This is a genomic window from Pedobacter sp. UYP1 (assembly GCF_040547305.1).
In the GTDB taxonomy this organism is placed as follows: domain Bacteria; phylum Bacteroidota; class Bacteroidia; order Sphingobacteriales; family Sphingobacteriaceae; genus Pedobacter.
The window spans coordinates 25,278-50,900 of record NZ_JBEPPL010000021.1; the positions used below are offsets into that span (position 1 = coordinate 25,278).

The 25,623-nt window shown below is 39.1% G+C and carries 17 protein-coding genes; 6 read left to right on the forward strand and 11 right to left on the reverse strand.

The window, feature by feature from the left end; genetic code table 11:
* Positions 1 to 44 precede the first annotated feature (44 nt).
* Complete coding sequence (locus ABIB30_RS25560; protein WP_354305859.1) at positions 45 to 872, forward strand: aminotransferase class IV; 828 nt, start codon at positions 45 to 47, stop codon at positions 870 to 872.
* Between the two features lie 58 nt (positions 873 to 930).
* Here ABIB30_RS25560 and ABIB30_RS25565 read toward each other — a convergent pair whose 3' ends face one another.
* The 10 genes from ABIB30_RS25565 to ABIB30_RS25610 all read right to left on the reverse strand — a co-directional run bounded on the left by ABIB30_RS25565 (position 931) and on the right by ABIB30_RS25610 (position 15,955).
* Positions 931 to 2,787, reverse strand: coding sequence for a DNA topoisomerase (locus ABIB30_RS25565; RefSeq protein WP_354305860.1), 1,857 nt, complete (start codon positions 2,785 to 2,787; stop codon positions 931 to 933).
* Between the two features lie 283 nt (positions 2,788 to 3,070).
* A complete protein-coding gene (locus tag ABIB30_RS25570; protein WP_354305862.1) occupies positions 3,071 to 3,979 on the reverse strand; it encodes a histone deacetylase family protein in 909 nt (302 codons plus the stop codon).
* Positions 3,980 to 4,840, reverse strand: a complete 861-nt coding sequence (locus tag ABIB30_RS25575; RefSeq protein ID WP_354305863.1) for a bestrophin family protein — start codon at positions 4,838 to 4,840, stop codon at positions 3,980 to 3,982.
* Positions 4,837 to 6,126 (reverse strand): kynureninase, encoded by a 1,290-nt coding sequence (kynU, locus tag ABIB30_RS25580; protein WP_354305864.1) that lies wholly within the window; start codon positions 6,124 to 6,126, stop codon positions 4,837 to 4,839. Before kynU ends, ABIB30_RS25575 begins: the two co-directional genes overlap by 4 nt.
* Positions 6,127 to 6,214: 88 nt before the next feature.
* Complete coding sequence (locus ABIB30_RS25585; RefSeq protein ID WP_354305865.1) at positions 6,215 to 7,204, reverse strand: Gfo/Idh/MocA family protein; 990 nt, start codon at positions 7,202 to 7,204, stop codon at positions 6,215 to 6,217.
* A gap of 131 nt (positions 7,205 to 7,335) precedes the next feature.
* Positions 7,336 to 9,150, reverse strand: a complete 1,815-nt coding sequence (locus tag ABIB30_RS25590) for an IucA/IucC family protein (protein ID WP_354305866.1) — start codon at positions 9,148 to 9,150, stop codon at positions 7,336 to 7,338.
* Between the two features lie 27 nt (positions 9,151 to 9,177).
* Positions 9,178 to 10,530, reverse strand: coding sequence for a lysine N(6)-hydroxylase/L-ornithine N(5)-oxygenase family protein (locus ABIB30_RS25595; protein WP_354305868.1), 1,353 nt, complete (start codon positions 10,528 to 10,530; stop codon positions 9,178 to 9,180).
* Positions 10,531 to 10,543: 13 nt separating this feature from the next.
* Complete coding sequence (locus ABIB30_RS25600) at positions 10,544 to 12,997, reverse strand: GNAT family N-acetyltransferase (RefSeq protein WP_354305869.1); 2,454 nt, start codon at positions 12,995 to 12,997, stop codon at positions 10,544 to 10,546.
* On the reverse strand, positions 12,942 to 14,483 hold the full coding sequence (locus tag ABIB30_RS25605; protein WP_354305870.1) for a pyridoxal phosphate-dependent decarboxylase family protein: 1,542 nt from the start codon (positions 14,481 to 14,483) through the stop codon (positions 12,942 to 12,944). The genes ABIB30_RS25600 and ABIB30_RS25605 overlap by 56 nt, the downstream gene beginning before the upstream one ends.
* A 356-nt stretch (positions 14,484 to 14,839) precedes the next feature.
* Positions 14,840 to 15,955, reverse strand: coding sequence for a PepSY-associated TM helix domain-containing protein (locus tag ABIB30_RS25610; protein WP_354305871.1), 1,116 nt, complete (start codon positions 15,953 to 15,955; stop codon positions 14,840 to 14,842).
* Positions 15,956 to 16,052: 97 nt separating this feature from the next.
* Here ABIB30_RS25610 and ABIB30_RS25615 point away from each other — a divergent pair, with 97 nt between their 5' ends.
* The 5 genes from ABIB30_RS25615 (at position 16,053) to ABIB30_RS25635 (ending at position 24,300) form a co-directional block, all read left to right on the forward strand.
* Entirely contained in the window at positions 16,053 to 18,485 is a 2,433-nt protein-coding gene (locus ABIB30_RS25615; RefSeq protein WP_354305872.1) for a TonB-dependent receptor, read from the forward strand.
* A 117-nt stretch (positions 18,486 to 18,602) separates the two neighbouring features.
* On the forward strand, positions 18,603 to 19,025 hold the full coding sequence (locus tag ABIB30_RS25620; RefSeq protein ID WP_068397018.1) for a secondary thiamine-phosphate synthase enzyme YjbQ: 423 nt from the start codon (positions 18,603 to 18,605) through the stop codon (positions 19,023 to 19,025).
* A gap of 115 nt (positions 19,026 to 19,140) precedes the next feature.
* Positions 19,141 to 20,256 carry a GNAT family N-acetyltransferase gene (locus tag ABIB30_RS25625; protein ID WP_354305873.1) on the forward strand — a complete coding sequence of 372 codons (1,116 nt, stop codon included), beginning with the start codon at positions 19,141 to 19,143 and terminating at the stop codon, positions 20,254 to 20,256.
* Between the two features lie 14 nt (positions 20,257 to 20,270).
* Complete coding sequence (locus ABIB30_RS25630; protein WP_354305874.1) at positions 20,271 to 22,643, forward strand: mechanosensitive ion channel family protein; 2,373 nt, start codon at positions 20,271 to 20,273, stop codon at positions 22,641 to 22,643.
* Positions 22,644 to 22,725: 82 nt separating this feature from the next.
* Entirely contained in the window at positions 22,726 to 24,300 is a 1,575-nt protein-coding gene (locus ABIB30_RS25635) for an MGH1-like glycoside hydrolase domain-containing protein (RefSeq protein ID WP_354305875.1), read from the forward strand.
* Between the two features lie 7 nt (positions 24,301 to 24,307).
* On the opposite strand, the gene ABIB30_RS25640 is transcribed toward ABIB30_RS25635, so the two are convergent.
* Positions 24,308 to 25,516, reverse strand: a complete 1,209-nt coding sequence (locus tag ABIB30_RS25640) for a glycosyltransferase family 4 protein (RefSeq protein WP_354305876.1) — start codon at positions 25,514 to 25,516, stop codon at positions 24,308 to 24,310.
* Positions 25,517 to 25,623: the final 107 nt, after the last annotated feature.

Genomic DNA, 25,623 nt, shown 5'->3' on the forward strand with positions numbered 1-25,623 from the left:
CACCTTTTTAATTTTAAACACTTACCATACCCTAAACAGCGCGAATGATGGGCATTAATACTGTTTTTCTAAACCATAGTTTTATAGCGGAAACACAAGCTTCCTTATTAGTTACAGATCTTTCCATACAAAGAGGTTATGGAATATTTGATTTCTTTAAAACAATAAATGGCAGGCCTGTTTTTTTAGATGACCATATAGCCCGATTTTATAATTCTGCAAAAAAAATGCATCTGCAGATCAGTCAGACTCCTGCAGAATTAAAAGATATTATTGCTGAATTGATGCAAAGAAATAATTTGCCGGATTCAGGAATCAAGATGACTTTAACTGGTGGTTATTCTGATGATGCTTATACCCTTCCGGCTGCACAGAACCTGGTCATCAGCCAGACGGCCTTAACGATCCCCCAGGGGCTTCAGGCTGAAGGAACTACTTTGGTTACTTATCCCTATCAAAGACAATTGTCAGAAATGAAGACGCTGGATTATTCTATGGCAATCTGGTTACAACCATTCATTAAAGAGAAGAATGCGAATGATGTATTGTATCAGTATAATGGCTTTGTCAGAGAAACGCCAAGGGCCAACTTTTTCATAGTGACTACTGAGGGTGAAGTTGTTACTGCTAAAAACAATATTCTGGCCGGAGTCATTCGCAAAAACATCTTGAATCTAGAGGACACAGGTTTTCAACTAACTGAACGTGAGTTTAATCTCGAAGAACTATATAATGCAAGTGAAGCCTTTATTACCAGTACAACGAAAAATATCCTTCCGGTGCTAAAAGTAGATGATAAAGAAATTGGTGGCGGTAAAGTGGGAAAGATTACCACGCAATTATCTGCTTTGCTGCTAAAGAAAATAGGGTAATATTCTTTTGAAGAAATATTACCCTATTTTCTGAAAGGCCAGTTCAAAAAAGCTATGGCTATACGACTGCGGGATCTTCTTTCTTTGGAACTAATTTTTCTGCCAGGCCTGCTCCGGCAGCGAGTAATTCATTGGTAATTGACCTTGTATATTCTGAGATCTCTGCTTTAAAGTCTGCAACAGACGCACCAGACCGGATCTCTTCCAGTCTTTTTTCCCACGAGCCTGTCAATTCTGCTTGTGCAATTTTCTGATCTTTCACCACGTCATAAACCGCCAGACCTTTAAAAGTTGGGACAAGATTTCTTTTCTCCCGCATAATGTATTCTCTGGTAATCAGTGTTTCGATAATTGATGCTCTGGTTGCCGGAGTCCCCAGCCCACTATCTTTCATCGCATAACGAAGTTCCTCATCTTCAATCTCTTTACCAGAAGTTTCCAGTGCTTTTAATAAAGATGCCTCATTATACAAGGGCTTAGGTTTAGTCTGTTTCTCTAACAAAGCTTTTGCTATAATAGGCAACATTTCCCCCTTTTTAACTTTTGGAAGAGAGGGGTTGTCCTCATCTTTCTTATCTTCTTCTTTATCATTTAATACCGACCGCCATCCTGCAGAACGTATTACTGTTCCATTTGCAATAAACAGCGAACCGGATTCAATAGTTATTTTAGTTACTTCTTTTATACATTCCTGATGGAAAGCTTCCAGCATACGACCTACAACCATATCATATACAGCCTGTTTGTCAGCGCTTAAATGAGCAGGAGTTTCTCCTGTGGGTAAAATAGCGTGGTGATCGGTAACCTTTTTCGCATTTACACTCCTTTTATTTAAAGGTACGGTCATTAAGAATTCTGCCTGTTTTCCAAAATCAGGGTGTGTTGTGAGCTGTGTAATCAGTTGAGGAACGCCGGCAAAAACATCATCTCCAATATACCTGCTACCTGTACGCGGATAAGAAACCAATTTACTTTCATATAAATTCTGCAGCAAATTAAGCGTCTGATCTGCGGTATAACCTTTACGTTTATTGGCCTCTTGTTGCAAGCTACTTAAATCATGCAATAGCGGAGGTGGTTCTTTGCGCGGCTTAGCTTCCACATCCAGGATTTTTCCTCCGGTTGGGAATCCAGAGCCTACATCTTCAATCTTATCAAATAAAACCTGAGCTTCTTCTTTTACATTAAAGTTGACTGTAGAAACTGCCTTAAAAAGCTGTCCGTCCTTATCCAGCTGTATTCCCAGCTGATAATATAATTGGGGTACAAAATTCCTGGTTTCAATAAACCTGGAGCAGATCATTGCCAAAGTGGGTGTTTGTACCCTGCCCAGCGAAAGTACTGATCTTGCACCAGCAGATATACTCAGGGCCTGAGTAGCATTCATTCCGACCAGCCAGTCGGATTCTGACCTGCAATGTGCGGAATTAAATAAAGTGTCATAATCAGTACCGGGTTTCAGATTCCGAAATCCTTCTTTAATAGCTTCGTCAGTCTGCGAAGAGATCCAAAGTCTTTTAAATGGTTTTTTACATTTCAGGAAATAATAGATATAGCGGAAAATGAGTTCGCCTTCCCTCCCGGCATCCGTTGCGACAATAATCTCTGTAGCCTCATCAAAAAGTTTCTTGATAATATCGAGCTGTTTCCTTACTCCTGGATCTTCAACAAAACCATCTTTAGTTTTAATTTTCCGGATCGCCAGTTTAAATTTAGCCGGGAGCATGGGCAGATGTTGCCTTCTCCAGCCAATAAAGCCATATTCCTGCGGAGGTGCCAATTGAAGCAGATGTCCGAATGCCCAGGTAAAAGTATAACCTTTCCCCTCAATGTATCCGTCTTTTCTACCCGTTGCGCCAAATACTTTAGCTAATTCACGTGCAACGGATGGTTTCTCTGCAATTACAATCTTCATCTATTCTCCTTTTTTAGAATCCCTAAATTTCATCAAAATACTTCACATTAAAAAACCATTAACTCCTTTCCAAACTGCATTAACCTCTCCAAAACACTTAAAGAATATGATGTCAGCAAACAGGTTGCTGGCTTTTTAACACTCATTATCAGTGAGATCTGGCATCACAAGCGATACCTGTCCAGAACGAGAAGGATGTTGAAAAAAAGGTGAAATCCAGATGAAGCAGAATTTTATTTCTGGCACCAGGAATGAATGCGCAGCTTAGATATCGCTGTCTTTTTTATATTGGAGACAGCAAATCTAAACCAACTTTAAAAGTATTACAATGCGCCTCTACAATATCTTTAATAGCAGGTGAATACCCGCCACCCATACTAACCTGTACGGGCAACCCTTTTTCTTTACAAAATTGAAAAACTATTCTGTCTCTTTCTCTGCATCCTTGTTTACTCATCCCCAGCTTCCCCAACTTATCAGTTGTCAAAACATCTACTCCAGACAAATAAAATACAAACTCCGGTTTGTGTTTCTCCAGTAATTCAGGCAGTACATGTCCAAGCAGTGAGAGATAAACGTCGTCACCTGTTCCAACATCCAATCCAATATCCCAATCAGAAACCTCTTTGCGGAAAGGGAAATTCTTCTCCCCGTGCATAGAGAAGGTAAATACACCCGGTACATTTTCTAAAATCTGGGCAGTCCCATTTCCCTGATGCACATCCAGATCTATAATCAGAATCCGTTTATAAATGCCCCTGTTCAACAGATAATTTGCAGCAATAGCCTGATCGTTCAGCAAACAAAACCCTTCCCCCCAATCAGAACCTGCATGATGTGTACCACCTGCCACATTAAAAGCAAGGCCAGACTCTTTCGCGAACAGTGCTCCATCAATCGTTCCCTGGGTAATTCTTAACTCCCGTTCCAGTAGCTGTGCATTAAGAGGAAAACCTATTCTGCGCTGCTCCCTGGGTGGTAAAGTAAAATCTCTCAGCTGCGACCAATATCCCAAATCATGCGACAACAATATAACCTCTTCACTCACCAGTTCAGGCGCAAAAAGCTGATCAGCACTAATCACACCTTCATGTAACAGCTGCTCAGGTATAAGTTCATACTTTAACATGGGGAAACGATGTCCTTCTGGTAAAGGATGTGCATACAAAGGATGATAAGCTATTTTTATCATTTAGTTCAGAATTTCCCCCACATGCTTTTCAATATTATTGCAAATTTCGTCCACAGGTAAATCATTTGCATCCTCGCCAAACGGGTTTTCTATTTCTTCGGCAATGAGCTCCAAACTTGCCAGTACATATAAGATAAAAGGTACAATCGGAATCACGAAATAACCCAGACTAAATACCCAGCCGAATGGCAAAGTAATCACATAGATAAATAAGAATTTTTTTATAAAAGCACTATAAGAAAAAGGGATGGGCGTTTTCTTAATCCGCTCGCATCCCCCGCATATATCTGTAAAACGGTTCAGATCCCCACTTAATACGATCAGTTGCTCGCCTGAAATCTTGCCCGCAGCCTCCAAATCAAAAATCCGCGCAGAAAGACTCGCTGCAACCTGATTAGGAATATGCTTCCCACCATCAACTTCTACCAAGAAGCTGTTCTTACCAAAATACTGTTTCTCCCGAAGATGCTCTTTCAATGCAAAAGCATATTTTGGAATTGCATAACTGAAATACTCATATTCCTGCGCTCCCAACTTCAGTGATTTGATCTTGATTGCCAGGTTCCGGCTGATATTCGTCAGCTCTCCCAATAATCTTCTGCCCTCCCACCAACGGTCATAAGAAGTATTTGTCCGGAAAACCAATAACATGGAAATCACAAACCCCAGCAAACTATGCATCATACCTATATTCTTGACCGTTGCGGTTTGTGCTAACTTTAAGAAATGAAGCTCTGTATAAGCGATGATACCAGAAAACACAGCCACGCTAAACATTAGCGGCCATAACTTCCGGAATGTATCTGCCTTATGGATATGAAAAATAAACGTGAACCAATCTTTAGGATTGTAATTTATCATATAGCTATCTCTTTACTTATTTTCAACAATAACTCACCTGTCAGGAAAACATCCTCAAAAGAATTATATAAAGGTACAGGGCTTAAACGAATCACATTTGGCTCTCTCCAATCTCCTAATACATGATGTGCAACTAATTTTTCAAAAACCCCTTTCGCATTTCCAGAGGCAATGATAGAAACCTGTGTACCCCTGTCACTTTCATTTCCGGGCGTAATCACCTGATATTGCTGATGACCAATAGCCAAATTTACCTGTTCTATCATATAAATCAGATAAGCTGTTAAAAGTTTACTTTTTTCCCTGATCGGCCCCATAAAACCTGCAGCTTCAAAAATTTGTAGTGAAGCATAATATAAAGCCATTGGCATCACCTGCGAACAGCTAATCTGCCAGCCATCTGCTCCAGGTTCAGGCACAAACCCCTTCTCCATCTTAAAACGGGTAGATTCCTGGTATCCCCACCACCCTGCAAAGCGGTTTAAGGTATCATCCTTAAAATGTTTTTCATGGACAAATATGCCTCCTATTCCACCGGGGCCACTGTTTTGGTATTTATAAGAGCACCAGCAGGCAAAATCTATATCCCATTCATGTAATTGCACTGGAACATTTCCGGCCGCATGTGCAAGGTCAAATCCTACAATTGCACCAGCAGCATGACCAGCTTCAGTGATAGCCTTCATATCAAACCATTGGCCGGTAAAATAGTTGATCCCACCAAATAAAACCAGGGCCAGCTCATCTGCGTTTTCAGCAATACGGGCAATAATATCTTCTGTCCGCAAAGTATACTCGCCAGCTCTTGGCGCAACTTCTATAATAGCTTCTGCGGGGTCATAACCATGAAAACGCACCTGACTTTCCAGTGCGTACTGATCAGAAGGAAAAGCACCGGCCTCCATAATGATCTTAAATCTTTTCTGCTCCGGGCGATAAAAACTAACCAGCAGCAAATGAAGATTAACTGTCAGCGTGTTCATCGGACAAACTTCGGCAGGCGTTGCACCAACAATCGGCGCCATTAGTTTTTTAAGCTCCTTATGATAGAACATCCATGGACTATCTCCCTCAAACCAGCCCTCTACTGCAAGATTCTGCCAGTTGTCCAATTCTTTTCCAAGCACTTCACGTGCCGATTTGGGTTGAAGCCCCAGTGAATTACCACACAGATATATAAAAGGTTTACCATTTTGCTGTGGAAATAAAAATTCATCACGGAATTTACGCAACGGATCCTGTTCATCCATTGTCCTGGCAAATGATAATGTATTTTGAAAATTCATATTTTTTGTAATTATTCGGATCAGTGTAATGCTTTTTGCAATTTTAATAAAAAAAAGCAGAATCAGACAATCTTATACTGGTTTTGCACTAAGTGCTATGGTTTGAAAACCGGTCAATAATTTCCATCACTGTCAGTCCTTCTTCAGCGAAACAAGGATTGGCCGATTTATTTAAGAAATAGCGTACTGTCGCCTCAATCATCGGTTGCTGCACATGCTGCAGTGCCTGGAAATTAAAGATCTCTGTTTTTCCGTCTACTGTTAATTCTATGTTACCTAGTCCAAAAACAGCAAAAGAAATGGTACCTTTTGAACCTGTGATGGTACAAAGGTCTTTTTGAGTAGTCAATGGCATATCAAAACACCAGGTTCCATTAAAAAATACATTATTTTTGAACTTCAAGACTCCAGTTACCAGGTCATCTGCCTGATATAAGGCACCTTGATTACCTGAAACTCCAAATGCTTTTTCAATTGGCCCGAAAAAATATAACATTAAATCTAATTGATGGGGTGCAATGTCATGAAACAGCCCTCCTCCAGCAATTGCAGGATCTAAACGCCACTGAATTTTCGGATCAGCCAATTCCTTTGCAGTCAGGGATGGTTGCAGGTAATCCAGTTTAATGAATTTGACAGTTCCAATTGTTTGTTCTTCCAGCAGTGCTTTAATTTTTTTAAATACTGGCTGTTCTCTACGGTAATGTGCAACAGTTAGCTTTGCTCCATATAAGGAAGCGGCTTCCACCATTTTTTCACCTGCAACAGCATTTACGGCCATTGGTTTTTCTACATAAACTGATTTCCCTGCTTTTAAAGCTGCGATAGTCAGTTCTTCGTGCGACAATGGTGGCGTTGCAATGTATATGGCATTAATTTCCGGATCGTCAATTAATTCTTGTGTATTGCTATACCATTTTGGAATTTGATGCCTTTTTGCATAATCTTCAGCTTTCTCTGCATTTCTGCTCATGACAGCTACCAGGCTGGAATCAGCAACTTTATTGAAAGCAGGTCCGCTTTTTACTTCTGTGACATCCCCGCATCCTATCATCCCCCATTTTATTGTATTCTGCATCTTATTCAGTTTAAGCTGGTAAATATGATAAAAATCTGTCTGCCGGATGCCTGTTAGCTCGCTGAAACTCTAAATATAAAAGGGGTATAGCGATGAAACAACCGCTATACCCCTTTTTAAGAGTTAGCAACTTAAACAGCCTGCTCTTTAGCTTGCATAGCAAAAGCTACAGGATTAGCCAAAGTTCCAATCACTTCTGGAGTTGGTACATCTGTACTTTCACTATAACCATGTGTCAATAAGCGAACTCTATTGATACAAACTCTTGCAAATTCAGGGACAAACAAGTCAAATTTCGAGAACTTAGCAGCTAGTTCAGGGTTTTCTTCCTGAAATTCTAAAATAGTATCTGCTACATTTTTCCAGAATTCAGCTTCATTCAAACCGACATAAGAGTGGAAAATATTACTTAAATATCTGAATACAGCATCAAAAATTCCTGATAAAATGAATAATGGTGCTAATTCATCATCAATTTCTCTCAAAACATTAACCAAATCTTCAGGTAACTTCGCTTTTGATTCTTCTGTCAATACGATTTCTTCTACAAAATCCTTAATGATGATTCGCTGAGGGATATAATCCTTCATGACCATAATTGTATTTTCCCCATGCGGACTAAAGAAGAAAGCATGTTTATAAAAAATTCTTAAGATAGGTTTAAGGTAGGCCTTTAAGTAAGCCTGAAGCCATTCTTGTGGACTAATTTCAGATTTTTCAATCATTGCCCCAACCAAACTTTTCCCCTGATCATCGACATACAGCAAACTTGCCATCGTCATAATCTTCTCTCCTTCTTCTAAATAATTTTCTGCACTTTCTCTCCAGATCACCCCTAGAAACTCCTGATATTGATAAGGAGATTGAGGAATTGCGCTATATTGAGGATGGGTATAAGCTGCGGTCGCCACTTCTCCTAATAAAACAACCTTAGTTTCTTTCAGATAAGCATCACCATCCAGCATATCTTTTGCCCATTGGGTAACTCTTGGCGCAATAGCTAGTTTTTTAGGTGACAAACCTCTGAATATAGAAGTATTCAGGATCGAAATCGCTGTTTTAACGTAATGCTTACGTGGGTTACTAATATTGAAGAAAGTACGGATACTTTGCTGACATTTATAAAGGTCATTCCCTAAAGCCAGGGGTACAACATATTGACTGGCAATATCATGGGCAAGCTGTAAAACGATCTTGTTATTCCATTGCCATTCATGAACAGGAATAAATAAGTAGTCGGCGGGATTTAAGTTCTTATCGCTGAGTATTTCATTAAACTGGTTAATCTGTTCAAAACCTAACTCATCTTCATAAAAGACAGCCATATCAATGGATGCCAGAGATTTAAAATCAGCTCGCTTTTTATGAACTGCTAACCAGGCTAATTGTGTTGACTGTCCTGCTTCTGGTGCATATTTGCCTTGGTCGCTATGGTTAAATCCAATCCTGCCTTTATTAATTGTTGCCCAGGGATGTCCGTCCATCTGGCTTTCAATTGTCTGATAATCTGCATCAGCAAGCTGATTTGCGGTTAGGCGTCCTTTTTCATGGATAAATGCATCAGCATACAGGGTATTCAGTGTTTCTTCTACAAAATGTGCAAGCGTAAAGGATTTTACGCCAAAAGTGTGCTGTGTTTCTGTGAAAAATGCAGGCGCATTATCCAAAGGTACAGCTGTTTCATCCACAAATTTATGAAGCGATTCTTTCTGGATATGCCAGTAATCTAAAGCACGAAGACTTGCCACAAAAGTATAATAGATATTTTCGTGATCCGTATTTAAACGGAAATGCGTCAAACCAGCAACATCTGTTCCTGTAATTTCAGGCGCTGCAAGTTTTTCGTGCATGAGTTCTACAATGGCCTTGGCGATATAATTTAAATTCACCTTATCCCAAACTGCTTTCTTAAGCGGCTTAATATTGTCAAAATGATTGTAATTCATGGTCTTTATTTAACTGTGGACAGTGACTTAAACTGCCAGGTTTTCTGTTGCAAGAATATCTTTAAGTGGGTTTTCTGATTCATCGGCCTTTGCCACACCAAAAGTCTGGAAGGCAATTTTCTTTTCAACTTTGTAAGCTTCTCTGCCTAACACGGTATTAATGATTGAGGAATTCCGGTAAGCACCCATCCCTAAATCCGGGGTTACAAAACCATGCGTATGCAATTCTGCATTCTGTACAAAAATTTCATCGCCATTGGTATCTATAGCATAATTGCGTCCGACTCCATACAAATTATCTTCATTCCTTGAAATCCGGTGGTGAATGCCTTGCAAGAATGCAGGCTCTTTATATTTATAACCGGTAGCCAGTACGACAAAATCAGTTTGCTCTACAAATTCTTTTTCTACCTCTGTATGGTAAAAATGTAGATTGGCACTGCCATCTTCGGCGGCAGTAATATTATTCAGCTGGCAGTTAGGGCTTAATTTCACATTGGGCTCTTCACCGTCCACGCTTAATTCATATAGTTTATCAAAAATCTGATTAATTAAACTATAATTTATGCCTTTAAACAATGAGTTTTGCTTACTCAATACCTGCTTACGTTTTCCATCAGGTAGATTATAGAAGTGGTCTACATATTCTGGTGAAGTCAGCTCCAAGGTAAGTTTTGAATATTCCATTGGAAAAAAACGATCTGGACGGGTAAACCATTTCAGTTTTAATCCATTTTCTGTTTCCGGCAAAAGATCATAGAAAATCTCTGCAGCACTCTGTCCTGAACCAATAATAGTTACGTTTTGCTGCTTCAGCAGTTCACTTTTGGTATTCAGATAAGCAGAAGTGTGGATTACATGAGCAAGTTTGCCTGGTTTTACAAAGTCAGGCATTTTCGGAATGGTTCCGGTACCTAAAACTAATTTACGCGTATAATAAACCTGTTTTTCTAAACTATGCTGATCTTCAACGATCAGTTTATAAAGCTGCTGTGTTTCGTCATAGTCAGTGCTTAATACTTTCTGATTAAACTGACAGGAAGGCAATTGTGCGATTACCCATTTGCAATAGGCATTGTATTCCTTACGCAGGATATAAAAATCTTCCCGGATATAAAATTTATACAACCGATCGGTTTGTTTGATAAAATTAAGGAAGCTATAGGGACTTGTTGGATCTGCTAAAGTTACCAGATCGGCCATAAATGGGACCTGAAGGGTAGCATCGTTCAACATCATTCCAGGATGCCAGTTAAAAACTGCAGCCTGGTCGAAAAATATAACCGACAAATCTTCTAAAGGTGCTGCCAGCGCGGCCATTCCCAAATTAAAGGGACCGATACCAATACCTATGATGTCGTAAATCTTTTGTGTTTTCATTTATTCTCAGAATTTATACTCCGGCCACCTGGCCCATTAATGCTACATCTTTACTTTCGGGGAATTTTTCCCAATACCACTCACGATAGCAAAAAGTTAAGTTTGCATCTTTAGTTGGCATTTTTATAACACGCTGGAATTTGAAACCTAACCTGGTTACGAAAATGTGCATCGCTCTGGACTCTACAGCCGCTTCACCAATACATTTCCCCACAACCGGATTCATAAATACCAGGTCCATAATCATCTGTCCGATACAGAAACTGTATTTTTTATTCTTATCAGTCGGCGCAATTAACAAATGTGCTCCGTAATCTGTGGCTAAAGCTTCATAATAAGCACCTACGGTATCACGCATTGGCCAGTAGGGCTCGATGGTAAAAGTAGGTTCACCATTAATTTCACCAATAATACTATGGGAATGATCACTTGGTATGAGTGTGCGGTAAAAAGTTTCCAGGTCTTTGATTGGCCCATCCATTTTCCAGATTGGCTTGGCATGTTCCTGGTTAAACCAATCGTGTGCCATTTCCAGATCTCGGTCTACGTCAAATGAACGGAGCGAAATTGTGATGTCTTCTTTAGGAAAATATCTGCTATAAATAACCTCATCAATTTTTGGTTTGATCAGGTTATCGCAAAAGAAATACTTATTTAGTGGATTTGGGTAGGCCCTGTAGATTGCCGGATTATCAATGGGCGCACTCGCTTCATCTATATTATATAGGTTGGTCAGCAAGTTTCCCTTCACTTCCCAGCTTCTGCTGTTAATTACATAATCAACAAAACCAGTAGTATCTGATTCTTCAAATTGCTTAAATTCAAGATAAATCAGATCGATCAGCGTTCTTTCGTCTGCCAGGCCATTGCAGCCTAAAGCATTTACAATACCCAGCAGGTTATTGATTAGCAGGTAATAGGTTAATTTTGGAAAGATTAAAGCTTCTGGAACTATAGATCCGCTTTCCTGGGCTAAATCTGGCAGGTAGCTTAATAATTCTTCTGTTTTCCCTGCTCTGAAAAAGAAGCCCTGGTTATCTCTGAAATAAAGTTTGGCCGGAAAATTCTGACTATCCAGCTCCACCAGTACATTTTGCTGATGAAATTCAAAAGCCATTCCATATTTGTTCAGTATCCCAACAATAGGCCCGACACAGATATGCAGGTATTGTTTGAACCAATTGATGGCCACCTGATCGACGGGTTTATTCTTAAGTTTTGCAGCGTGCTGGATGACATTGACCATTCTTGGTTTTTCACCCAATAAGCTATCCTGACATAGCGCGGCCAATAAGGTCACATTTTTATCTGCAGCTTCATCTTTAAACACATTATGGCGGATACTGGTGTTAAAGCCATCGATAAATTTCCCCTGATACGTTACAGAGAAAAAAGCAGGGTCAGTGATAAATTCAAGCTCTGGAAATTCTTTTTTCAATGCTTTACCCAGCTCTGTTTTTAATAAACGGCTTACATCATATCCTCTGTGCAATTCTCTGGTTAAGTTTACGCGTTCGGAGTTGGTAATTTTTACATGCAGTGAGAATTTATACATCCAGTCACTTTCGCGGTTATATACAGTGCGTACAGAAGAAGTTGGGGTATATACAGCACCCCAGTTACCCAGGCTATATAACAAACCTTCTTTTTCCATCGCTTTTACCTCAGGTTGGTCCAGCAGATATTCTGCCTCCCAAGGATGCATTGGCAGTACTTTCCAGGTTGCATGTTGAGCTATTAATGATTTTATCTGATGATCTGCCGGAATTGCTTGCAGCAATTCTGCTTTGAAAGTATCAGTAATATCAAATCCTTCTGCGTTTTTCTCTATTACCTGATCAGGTGCGATCAAGAAATAAGCTAATTGGAACTGGCCGGCAGTTTCTGGAGAATATTGCAATAGTTCTTCCTCGCTTTTGAAACCCATTCTCCCTTTAGTCAGCGGATGCGAATTATGTCCTAATGCTAAAGATTGTTCTGTTTCAATGAAGTTCATTTTCACCCGGTTAACTAGTTTCCCGGTACGGTTGAAATATTCCTGGTACTTTGTTAGGTTATCAATACTGTTCAATAAACGCGATTTCACCAGTTCTGCATTAATTTCCGGGAATTCTGCACTTGCAAATAGGATAATCAGCTCCATAAAGCGCAAGGCATCTATTGGTTTGATTTCATCAGTAACCAGTTCGCGTGAAATTACAGGGAAGTGAAATACATGTCTTCCACTTTCTGCATAGTATTTTAAGGGCGCGAATACTTCAAATCCAAACTCAGAAAAATCGAAACGTAAGTGTAATTGATGTTCTTTCAGTTTCAAATAGTCAGCCAGTGGCTGGTCATATTTGGGAATTCCCTGGTAGCGGCTCCAATTACTAAACTCCCTGCAATAGCTGTTTAAGAGAGAATTGAAGTTAATTTCTCCAGAATTCTGTTGTAGTTTTATTAAACTGTAGGTATTCGTTTCCATGTTGTTTGATGATGTTGAAGATGTTTTTAACGTGGTCAATTGTAGTTAGCGGGTTAAGCAATGTAAATTTGAGGTAGAATTGTTTGTTGATTTTAGTGCCTGCAACGAGTGCTTCTCCCCCATTGAACATACTTTTTTTGATGAATTGGTTCATTGCACACAGGTCTGCTTTTCCATCTCTCGGGTTGTAGCGGAAAACAAGCGCACTGATATCAGATTCATTCATCAATTCAAATGCTGGATCTGCTTGCAGCATAGCAGCAATTTGGGCAGCGGTATGAATAATCGTCTCAAAGTATCCGCCCAATTTCTCTTTCCCCATCATTCTCAGGGTAAACCAGAGTTTTAAGGCGTCGAAACGACGGGTAGTTTGAATAGATTTATTAACTTGATTAGGTAAACCGTCATGGTCGTGATCTTTAGGGTTCAGATAATCAGCATGGTGCGTGATCAGACCGAAAAACTTTTTGTCTTTAATCAGGAAAGCTCCGCTGCTTACTGGCTGAAAGAATGATTTATGATAATCTACCGTTACTGAATGTGCTAGTTCGATTCCATTAATCAGCCTGCGCGATTTATTGGTCAACAGCAAACCACAGCCATAAGCTGCGTCTACATGAAACCATAAGTCATATTTAGTACTTAAACGGCCTATTTCTTGCAAAGGGTCGATATTTCCGAAATCGGTTGTGCCTGCTGTTCCTACAATCGCAATTGGGATATTTCCAAGGGCAATCTCTTGTTTAATTGCGTCTTCAAGCAGTACAGAGTTCATTCTGAAGCTACGGTCGGTTTTAATTTTCACCACGGCTTTTTCACCCAGTCCCAATAAAGAAGCATTTTTCTGAATGCTGAAGTGGGCCATCTCTGAAACAAAGATCCTGAAGCGTGAGGCTTCAGCTGGCAAACCATCTTGTTTAATATTGTGATTCAAGAGTTTAAAGGCATAATGATCTCTGGCAAGCAGTAAACCCATCAGGTTACTTTGGGTACCACCACTGGTAAAGATTCCATCTGACAGGTCACCGAAACCGATTTCTTTACAAGTCCATTCAATTAGCTTTTGTTCCATTAATGTTCCGCCAGCGCTTTGATCCCAGGTGTCTAAAGATGAATTGATAGAAGAGATCATAACTTCTGCTGCAATCGCAGGGATTACCAGCGGACAGTTTAAATGTGCAATATATTCGGGATGGTGAAAGGCGACAGCGTGGTTGGTATACAAACTCTCAACTTCATCCAAAAGTGTATCGTAATCTGCTAAGGGAGTGTCAAAATTCACTTTTGCAAATAATGGACGTAATTCTGCTGGAGTCACTCCGCTGAATGGCTTTTTATTGTTATCCAGGAAACGCTTTACGGCAAGGGTTACTTTACCTATGGCATCCAGATATTCTTCTTGATTGTCGTGATGGAAAATGTCCCTTTGAGGATTATTTTCAAATAGTGTAGTTAACTGTTCTTCTTGTAGGTTGATTGATAGCATATCGGTCTTAGTTATTCACGGTTTTATATATAATAGGGGTTAATAATAAGCGTGTTTGTTATGGTGCACAAACGTGAAGTCCGGTGCGTATTTAAATTAGCGGAAGTGGAACCAACAAGAGCGAAAACAAGGTGTAAAATCCTCTTCTTCATTACGGTTTAAATTTCTTCGCTAAGTAAGATTTTATTTAGAACAATTACAAATTATATTTAGACTAATTACCAATAATGGCTTAAAAAGCTGTATATCAGCTGAATTTTAATATTAAATTTTAATAGTTGAGTTAATAATTTTTTAACACAGGAGTTCCATGCGGTAATTTCTCCACTAAAACGATAAAATGAAAATTAGATTTTTTAAGCTTGGTTAGTGCGTGCTTTTCGTTTGTCTTTGCGCTTCCCTCTCCAGAAGAGAAAACCGGTTAAGGGTAAGCTGGCGCAGATAAAGCTGGACATAAAGGCAATGATTTTACCTGTTGTGCCTAGTATTTGTCCGGTGTGCAGGTCGTAAGACATTTCATTTAACTTTAGCCCATTACTTTTATCCCGGTGGGCCAGTTCTTTAACTAAAGCACCAGTATTGGCATTGAAGTAATAGCGGTCACTTTTGTAATAGAATAGTGCTTTTTCATAAACAGTGATGTCAAGCGTTGCCGAACCTTTTGCAAGAGGGGCAATCAGGAACATGTCTGACTGGGGAGATCGTTTTACGCTTTCCAGAAAGGTAACATCAAGTAATTTATTTGAATCCAGTAGTTTGGTTACTTTCACCACCGGAATTTTTTCTTCCAGCGCATAGGCATTGCCCAGGTTAATTGTGTTCTTCACCCCTTTTTTCAGCCAGTCGTAACTGATTGAAAGCCCTGTAAAAGCCAGAACAAAAGCTATTAAGCAAGTATAAATTCCTAAAACGCTATGCAGATCGTAATTTACACGGCGCCATTTTCCATTAAATTTAATGGTTAAAGACCGCTTAACTTGTGTTTTTCGTTTAGGCCACCAGATGAAAACTCCGGTAATGAGCATCCCTAAAAATATAAACACGGATACGCCAACAACCATTTTCCCGATTGGTCCGGGCAACAAGAGGTAGATATGGATAAACTGGACAATTGTAAAGAAGTCTTTGCGCAGATTCTGATCATGGAGAACCATACCAGAATACGGGTTAATGTGAACGGTGTAGAATTGCCCTTTACCTGTTAAGAAAATTACTGCCGCCCTGTCTTTACTGACGTACACAATTCTGCCGACCTGAAGCTCAGGATGAACTTTTTTTGCGATTGCACTTAGTTTGGATGGTAAGAGCACTGCCCTATTTTGCACTTCGACTTTACGCCAGGGTTCTGTAGCATCTCTTATTTCATCTTGAAAAGCGTACAGACAACCTGTTACACTCACAATAAACACTACTAATCCAGAGGTTAAACCCAGCCATCTGTGTGCGAGACGCGCAATCTTCTTCAAGTTCATTCTTAATATTTGATCAAAAATATAAAAATAACGCATTATTTGGAATTAATCCAAATAAATCATTGCTTTGCGGTGTAAAAATCAAAAAACCAAACACATGAGAAAAAATCTATACTTAATTTTAATATTGATGATTGCTTTTACTGCGGGCGCAAATGCGCAAACGGTAAGCGGAATTATCAGTAACAATACCGAACCGCTTAGCGGTGCAAATGTCAAAATTGAGGGCAAAAAGCTGGAAACCAGTACTGACAAGGAAGGACATTTTGAATTAAAACTTGAGCCAGGTACTTATAATCTGATTGTGAGTTATATTGGTTACAACCAAACAGTTAGAAAAGTAACTTTAGTTAAAGATCAGCAGTTGAACCTGGAACTGGCACTTGATCCAAGCAATACTATGGATGAAGTTGTGGTAGTTTCTTCCCGTAAACCGAGTAAGGTTAGTGAGATCCCTGGAACAGTCTGGATCATTGACAATCAGCGGTTACAGGAGCAAATTAAAGGTGGTGTTAGCTTAAAAGAAGCCTTAGCCAGATTGATACCTGGTTTGGATGCTGGTCCTGAAGGCCGTACAAACTTCGGTCAGAACTTAAGAGGCAGAAATGTCCTGGTGATGATTGACGGGGTTTCTTTAAACAGTACCAGATCGGTGAGCAGACAGTTTGATTCGGTTGATCCTTTCAACATTGAACGCATTGAAGTACTTTCTGGTGCAAGCTCAATTTATGGTGGCGGTGCGACGGGTGGAATTATCAATATTATCACTAAAAAAGGACAGGCCGGACCTCCTGCTTTCACGACTGAAGCTGGTATCCGCAGCGGTTTAAAACAAAATGCTGATCATGATGTGCGTTTTGCACAGTCTATTTCTGGTGGCAGTGAGAACTTTAAAGGCAGAATTGGTATTGCTTATCAGAAAAACAATGCTGCTTTTGATGCAAATAACAAACAGATCTTTACAGATATCACACAAACAGATCTACAGTACAACCAATCTTTTGATATTTTCGCAAATACAGAATTTAAGTTGACTGCTAAACAAACTTTGAAAGTAAATGCACAATATTACAATTCTGGTTATGTAGGTAATAAAGATCTTTTTCTAGGTGCCAATTATGCAGGTTTATTAGCTAAACCAGAACTTTTAGAAATGAGAAATGGTTTTTCATCTTCTGTAAAGCCACAAACATCCCGCGCATCGATTAATGCTGATTACCATGCAGCTGATATTTTAGGTGGTCAGGATTTATATATCCAGGGATCAAGCAGAAATGAAAAATTCAGCTTCCACCCTTTCCCTGGTCAGGTGATTAACCCGGCAATACCAGGGGGCCGTCTTATTTATTCAGGGTCTACAGTTCAAACGACCAGGTACAGTGCGGTGAAATTAGTACTGGCTAAACAATGGTCAGCTTTTAATTTAACTTATGGTGTGGATGGTGATAATGAAAACTTCATTGGTAATCAAACTGTATTTGACAGAGCACTTGCTGCTTCAAGCGGCGGAATGATCAACAATGGAATTGCAACAGTACGTCGTTATCCTGGTGTTGACATCAATAGTCTTTCTGGTTTTATGCAGGCACAATGGAATCTGACAAGCAAACTGAGTTTATCAGGTGGTGTGAGACAGCAAAGAATGTACGTGAAAGTTGCTGATTTCGTTGGAATTAATGCACAAGTGCCTATTATTTTTGGCCTGGGTAAAACTGCGGCTACTATTCCTGGCGGTAAAAGTAACTATGACGTGAACTTGTTAAATGGTGGTTTGGTTTACAAAATCTCTGCACCTGAGCAGGTTTGGGTTAACTTTGCACAAGGTTTTAACCTGGCTGACCCAGCTAAATATTATGGCCAGGGTACTTATGCGCTGAATGGTGCAAACTGGGATTTAGTGAAAGGAAGCAGTGTAACTACTTCTCCGCTTACGGGATTAAAAACTAACCAGTTAGAAACAGGATGGCGTCACCGTGGTAAAGTACTGAATGCACAGGTTGCTGCTTTTTATTCGTGGTCTGATAAAGACATGAAAACAAATACAGCCAACTTCGCTGTTGAAGTAATTGATCGTAAGCAACGTAATTTCGGTGCTGAAGCGTCTATTTCAGCGACCTTACCAAGTGGTTTTGAAATTGGTGGAAATGGTTTATATATCAAATCTCAGTTCAAAGCAGATGACTCGTGGAAATTACAGGATATCAGCAATGCAAGTCCATCAAAAGCAACTGCATTTATTGGATGGAGCAATAAGTCAATAGGATTTAAAGCGCAAGGTTTCCGTTCTTTCGATTTGAAAGACAATGTGAACAACGAATTGAAAGGATATACAACAATAGATCTGTTAGGTCACGTTAAGTTACCTCTTGGAACGCTATCATTTGGTGTACAAAACTTATTAAACAAAGCGTATCAAACTATCTGGAGCAAACGTGCCCAGGTTCTTTACAGCACATTGGGGGTTCCTCAAACTTATTATTACTTAGGCAGAGGTCGTACTTACAATGTAAGTTATACGATTAACTACTAATAGCTAATATTCAATTAAAAAAAGGGGCATCCAAATGGTTGCCCCTTTTTTTGTTAACCTGATTATATGATTACAGCAGAAATATCGTTGATGATGAAAGAACTCTAAATAAAAAAAATGAAATTCTATCAGCATTCGATCCTTCTCAGAGAAAGAAAAAGAGGTTTTCACTTGATTACTTCTGATATTCTTCAGGCGTTTCCAGAAATCAGTACGCTAAAAACCGGTATTTGCCAGGTTTTTATTCAACATACGTCTGCGTCGCTAACGATTAATGAGAATGCTGACCCGACAGTACGCCATGATTTCGAAATATTTTTCAATAAAGCTGTTCCAGAAAATGATCCGGATTATCTGCATGATGAGGAAGGCTCTGATGATATGCCTGCCCACCTAAAAACTGCTTTACTGGATACATCTTTGATGATTCCGATTCGTAATGGGCGTTTAGCACTGGGTACATGGCAAGGAATTTATCTTTGTGAACACCGGAATTATGGGGGATCCAGAGCAATCCTGTTAACAGCCTGGGGAGAATGATGGCGGCAAAATGCCAACGAATCATACAATCTATTATGCATTTGAATATATTTGAAGACCGAAATATAAAATCGGCTTACAAACAGGTATCAACCTCTCCAATCAAATTATTCATATGAAAAAAATAATTGCGGTAAAATCAAAAAAAGAACTTAAAACATTTATTGATTTTCCTCATGAGCTCTACAAAAATGATCCGTACTATGTTCCGGAATTATTTATTGCTCAAAAAGACTTATTAACGACCCACCCTTTTCATAAGCATTCTTCGCTGCAGACTTTTTTGCTGTATGATGGAGATCAGGTAATTGGTCGTATTGCCGCAATTCAAAATAACAACCACAATATTGCAAACAATTCCAATGATGGTTTCTTTGGTTTTTTCGATTGTATCAATGATGCGGAGAGTGCGTCTTTATTGTTTCAGGAAGCTGAAAAATGGTTAAAAGCGAAAGGTTTGACTAAAATGATCGGCCCTGTTAATTTCTCTACCAATGAACCTTGCGGTTTACTGATACAAGGTTTTGATTCCCGCCCAGTAGTGATGATGCCTTATAATGCGTCTTACTATCCTGCGTTACTGGAACAAAATGGCCTTGCAAAACAGGTAGATCTGATTGCCTGGAAGTGGGACGGTGATGCTTATGATGATCGTTCTGTACAATTAATGGATAAATTGCAGTCAAGATTATTACGAAGCAATATTACTATCCGTAAAATCAACATGAAAAAATTCAAGGAGGAAGCAGAAAACCTTCGCGAAGTATACAACAAAGCATGGGACAAAAACATGGGTTTTGTGCCGTTGAATGATGAAGAATATGATTACCAGGCCAAAGATCTTAAGATGATTTTAGATCCTGATTTTTGTCTTGTTGCTGAACAGGAAGGAAAGATTGTTGGTTTTGGTGTAGCTATACCAGATATCAATGAAATCCTGATCAAAATTAAAAGAGGAAGATTATTCCCTACAGGTATTTTTAAACTGCTGCTGAATAAGAAAAAGGTTTCTGGAATCAGGATTTTATTGCTGGGCGTGGTAGAGGGTTACCGTAAAATGGGAATCGAAGCTTGTTTATATGGAAATATCATTAAAGCTTATAAAGCTAAAGGATTAAAGTACGCAGAGGCATCATGGACACTAGAACACAATGATTTAGTGAACAATGCGATCAAAGCAATTAAGGGAGATCCTTATAAAAAATACAGAATTTACGAAAAAACAATTTAAGGCCCGAGAGGTACATGAAGTTCAACAGTCATTTTTCAATTGCTCAGCGCCCGGCATTGCTGATCCTGTTTATCGTATTACTTTTAAATAGTACGGGGCTTTTGGCGCAGCAAAAGAAAGCTGTTAAAGCAAGTAATGATCTTTCTTATCTGAATGATTCGACGGTACTCAACAAGAGTGATTATCTGCTCAGGTTAGGTAAAGTGTTTGAAACGATCAACCAGGTACAGGTCACTACTTCTTCTTTTTATTTGCTGAAGCCTATTGCGATGCATTTAACGAAGGACGAGGCAGCAATCGGCCTATTGAAAAAACGTTTGTCACAAAGTGACCGGACACTGAATGTGCAGAATCTGCAAATGTATCAGACCTTGCTGGATGAGTTGGAGACCAACAATTTAGGCTGCATGGATGACCTTCAGCGTTATGAGAAAGAATTAAATGGGCTTAAAACCCAGATTCTAACCTTGCGCAAGGATTCTGTACTGATGAAAATCTTCAAAACAGATTCCTTAAAGCGGATGTTTAAGGCTGAATTTGTAGAGTTGGGCAAGAAACGTATTGTGATGGATAGCCTGATTAAATCCAATACCAGTTTGATCAACAACCTTCAGGCACGTACCTCTGCTAATATCATTACGGTCAGAGAATTAAAGTACACAGCTGATAACCAACTAAATTCTGTAAGTATTAAAGCTTTTAGTAAGGAAAGAAGGTATTTATGGGAATCGGTAGATCAAAAAGCGAACAAAAGAACCGACTTCCAGAGATTTATAAAAAGCGAACAGCAAATTTCAGGTTATTATTTCGAGTATACGCGGGGCAGCAGATTTTTGTTACTGGTACTTGGAGTTGCTTTTTTCTTCTGGGTATATTTCAATTTTAAGAGCCTGAAGCAGAGAGGTAGATTAGAGTCGGTTAAAGATTTGAACTTCACTTTCATCAGGCAAAAACCTTACCTGATCACGCTGATCTTCATCTTAACGCTGGCGCCTGTTTTTGACTTACTGGCTCCTGCGCTTTATATAGAGTCAATTCATGTTTTATTAGCATTGAGCATTACTGCGCTGCTTTTTAAAAGACTACCTAGAGAAATTTTCTACAAGTGGTGTATTTTTGTACTGTTACTTATTTTCCCGATTATCCTGCGTTCTTTGGGAATGCCTGCGCGTTATCAACGCTGGCTATTATTGATATTCGGTATTGCCTCCCTTGTTTTTGGGTTGTATAGCTATAAAATTTTAAAAGAGAAAGCTATAAAATACAGGCTATTGAAGAGTGTTGGTATCATTTACATCATCTTTAATTTCCTGGCCATTATCTGTAATTTGTTTGGCCGCTTTACTTTAACCCAGATTTTTTACAGTAGTGCTGTAAGTTCATTACTACACGCAATCTCCTTGATTATCCTTGCAGGAGTGATTACTGAGGCTTTTCTATTACAGATCAAAACGAGCAGAATCAAGAAGAATTATCCGGAGCATTTTGATTGGGAGCCTGTAGTAAAAAGTTTGCGTGGTTTATTAGGTATCGGCGTATTTTTGATCTGGTTGATTTTATTATTGGTCAACCTGAATGTATTTGATGGTTTATATACCACTTTAGTGGCTGTATTAACCGAAAAACGCAAAATTGGAACCCTTGTATTCACCTTTTGGGGTATCGTCTTGTTCATGATGATCATTTGGGTCGCCAACTTCCTGCAGAAATACATTGCTTACTTTTTTGGAGATACTGGTGATGATTCCCTGGATGATAACAAAGGAGAGCGTTCTAAATTGATAGTAACCAAACTAGTCTTGCTTATAGGCGGCTTTTTAATCGCTGTAGCGGCCTCCGGGTTGCCGATTGATAAGATTACCGTTGTACTGGGTGCTTTGGGCGTAGGTATTGGTTTAGGACTTCAGAATATTGTCAGTAATTTCGTTTCTGGTATTATCCTGATTTTTGATAAAACGGTTCGTATTGGTGATGTGGTAGAAATCAGCGATAAAAAAGGCAGAGTTAAAGAGATAGGGATACGTGCAAGTACTTTATTGACTGACGATGGTGCGGAAATTATCATTCCGAACGGGGCTATTTTATCTAATAATATTATCAACTGGACGCTGACTAATAATCAGATGCGTGTGGTGATCGAGTTCTCAGTGAGTAATCCTTTCCAAAGAGAGGAAGTAATTGACCTGATTAAAGATGTAGTCGCTTCGAGTGATAATATTTTTACGGGTAAAGAACCTAAGGTGATCATTGTCCCTAAAAATAAGGTTAGCAGTACGATTAAGGTTTATTTCTGGTGTAAAGATATCTCCATGGCTGAAAACACGAAGAGCACCATCAATTCGATAATTTTTGATGAATTAGAAGAAAAAGGAATTGAGATTTTATAAGTAGGCGTTTGTAAGACTGCTAAGGACAGTTCATAAGGTTCAGTTTAGTTACTTTGAAAAAACTCAGCTAACTCTTATTCTTATGAAATCTGTAAATACATTGTTGTTTACTTTAAGCTTATTATTACTCTCTGAAATAACTAATGCTCAGAATTACGTAAATACTGCTGTCTCAAATCCATTAGTAACGCAAAACGTCTTCCTGAAAAAAAAAGCTGATCAAAGGTTACCGCCACAATTTGAAAGCAGCAAAACAAAGTTACCAGAACCATTGTGGCCTAAAAGACAGGATGTAATCCGTTGCTACTGGAAAACCTGGAAAATAGCATTTTCAAATCTGCATGGAGTCACGTCAGAGAATCATTTTATATCCCCTTACATTGATCCTGCGTTTAACCATCACATTTTCATGTGGGATACTAGTTTTATGGTCTTGTTTGGTCGCTATGGACATAATGCCTTTAATTTTCAATCCAGTACAGATAATTTTTATAACAGACAGGAAAAGGATGGTTATATCTGTCGTCAGATATCTGAATTAAATGGAGATAAACTTTTTGAAAAATTTGATGCTTCCAGTACTGGCCCCAATATTCTGCCTTGGGCAGAGTGGGAATATTTTCTAAATTTTAATGACGAAGAACGGCTAAAAAACGTCTTCAGTCCGCTTCTTGCCTATTATCAGTGGTTTAGAATTAATAGGTCATGGCCTGATGGCTCTTATTTTTCTACTGGTTGGGGTTGCGGGATGGATAACCAACCAAGAATACCAAATGGATTTTCCAACCAGTTCAGCCCTGCTTTCATGTCATGGATAGATACAACCCTTCAAGAGATATTCGCTGGTAAAACACTGATTGCAATGGCCGAAAAATTAAATCGCCAGGAGGAAGTGAAAGATATTGTAACCGAAGTTGAACAATTAACAGCCTATGTCCAGCATCAGATGTGGTCTGATCAGACCAATTTTTTTTATGACCGCTACCGGGACGGTAAGCTTTCTAATGTAAAAAGTATAGCTGCTTATTGGGCTTTACTGGCAGAAGTAGTGCCAAAGGCCAAAATAGGGGCATTTATAAATCACCTTGAAAATCCTGAAGAATTTGCACGTTTACATCGTGTACCTACGCTTTCGGCAGATAATCCTGCCTTTAATCCTGATGGGGGATATTGGCGCGGTGGAGTCTGGGCACCTACGTCATACATGGTGTTGCGTGGGCTCACGAGATACAAACAGGATTCGCTTGCCTATGTGATAGCAATGAACCATTTAGACAATGTAGTAAAGGTATTCAACCAGACTGGAATCCTTTGGGAAAACTATGCACCTGATAAAGTTAAAGGTAATGACCATGAAAACCTGGTTGGGTGGACAGGTTTAGTCCCTATTTCAGTGCTTTTTGAATACGTATTTGGCCTCAGGCCTGACGTACCAGAAAACACGATTGTCTGGGATGTAAGGTTGACGGATGAATTTGGTATAAAAAAATACCCGTTTAAAAAGAATGGCCTGCTTGATTTTTGGTGTGCTGCAAGAAAGCATTCTACCGATAAACCAAAAATCAAGATTCATTCCAATGTGCCTTTTGTTTTAAAGTTGATCTGGAATGGAGGAAGTCAGCTATTGAACATCAAGCCGGATAAATCTAAAGATTAACAACCTGTCAGAGATTGCGTTTGATCTCTGGCTCCCATAGATCAGAACATCTGTTTATATAGTCATTTACAGTTTCTTGTGTATAATTCTTCACCAGTGATTTATTATTAATATCGATAGAACTATAAAGATGACTATATATCAGATTTTCAAGGCTCTTGACAATTTTGTCGGCTTTATATTCTTTTGACACCTTACGTTTTGCAGACTCAGATAGTATTTCCCTTATTTTTTCATCTTCATATAAGAAGAAAAGAACATCTGCAATTTTTTCTTTGTCGCGCGATACCACAAACCCCGTCTGCCCATTATCGACCAACTCAATTTGTGCATTATCCCTATCTAAAGTACTGATAGTCACAACTGGAATACCAACAGCCATTGCTTCTGCGATGACCATCCCAAAGCTTTCTCCAATTTTGCTTGCAGCAAGAAATATATCCATAGCGCTGTAATACATCAATAGCTGCTTTAAATCCAATGTCGTATCAAAAACAATTATTTTGTCCAATATATTCAGGCCTTTTGCATGTCCAAGGATTTCTGGTGTAGCTCCAACTAACAGAAACTTTGCATGCGCTGCTCTTTTTACAAATTCTGCGAATCCGTCCAACGTAATCAGGTCAAACTTGGCGTTATCTGAGCGCCCCACCCTTCCAACAATGAAGGAGTTCTGCAAGTTGTTTTGCTGTTTAAATGCTTTCAACTCGCTATTTGTTGGCAGAAGGCTGTTAATATGGTTAACATCAACCGGATTTGATAATACTTTTCTTTTGGAGGCGAAATCATCTTCCAGATCACGATCGGTAAGCATCCGGCGGACCAGAATCATTTTTGATACAAATAAATCATAATCTATAAGTTCATAGAACCTGGAATGATTATATAATCCAAAGATATTGGTCATCAGCACTAGCTTTGGTTTGTTTGCTTTTACCACCGCAAAGAGTTCTGGATTCAAAGAACCGTCTCCATGCCAATGAAACACATCAGCTTCTTGAAGCAGTTTGGCTAGTTTATTCAGATCCCCATTTAAAACAACAACATTAATACCTAATTCCTGAATCAGTTTTACCCTGGCCCCTCCTTCTTTTACTCCAACAACTGTAACTTCGAAATTATCTTTATTCAGATATTTACTGATTAACTGAATGGTGTACTCAGTACCTCCTAAGCCTAATTCATTGCCGGCTTCAATAATTCTTATCTTTTTCATCGGGTTATAATTATTTTTTAATGGTGATGAAGCTATCATTTGCTACTCTATTTTGTTCATTTCGGTTGATGTACTGCTGCACATGATGGTTTCATCGGGTTATTATT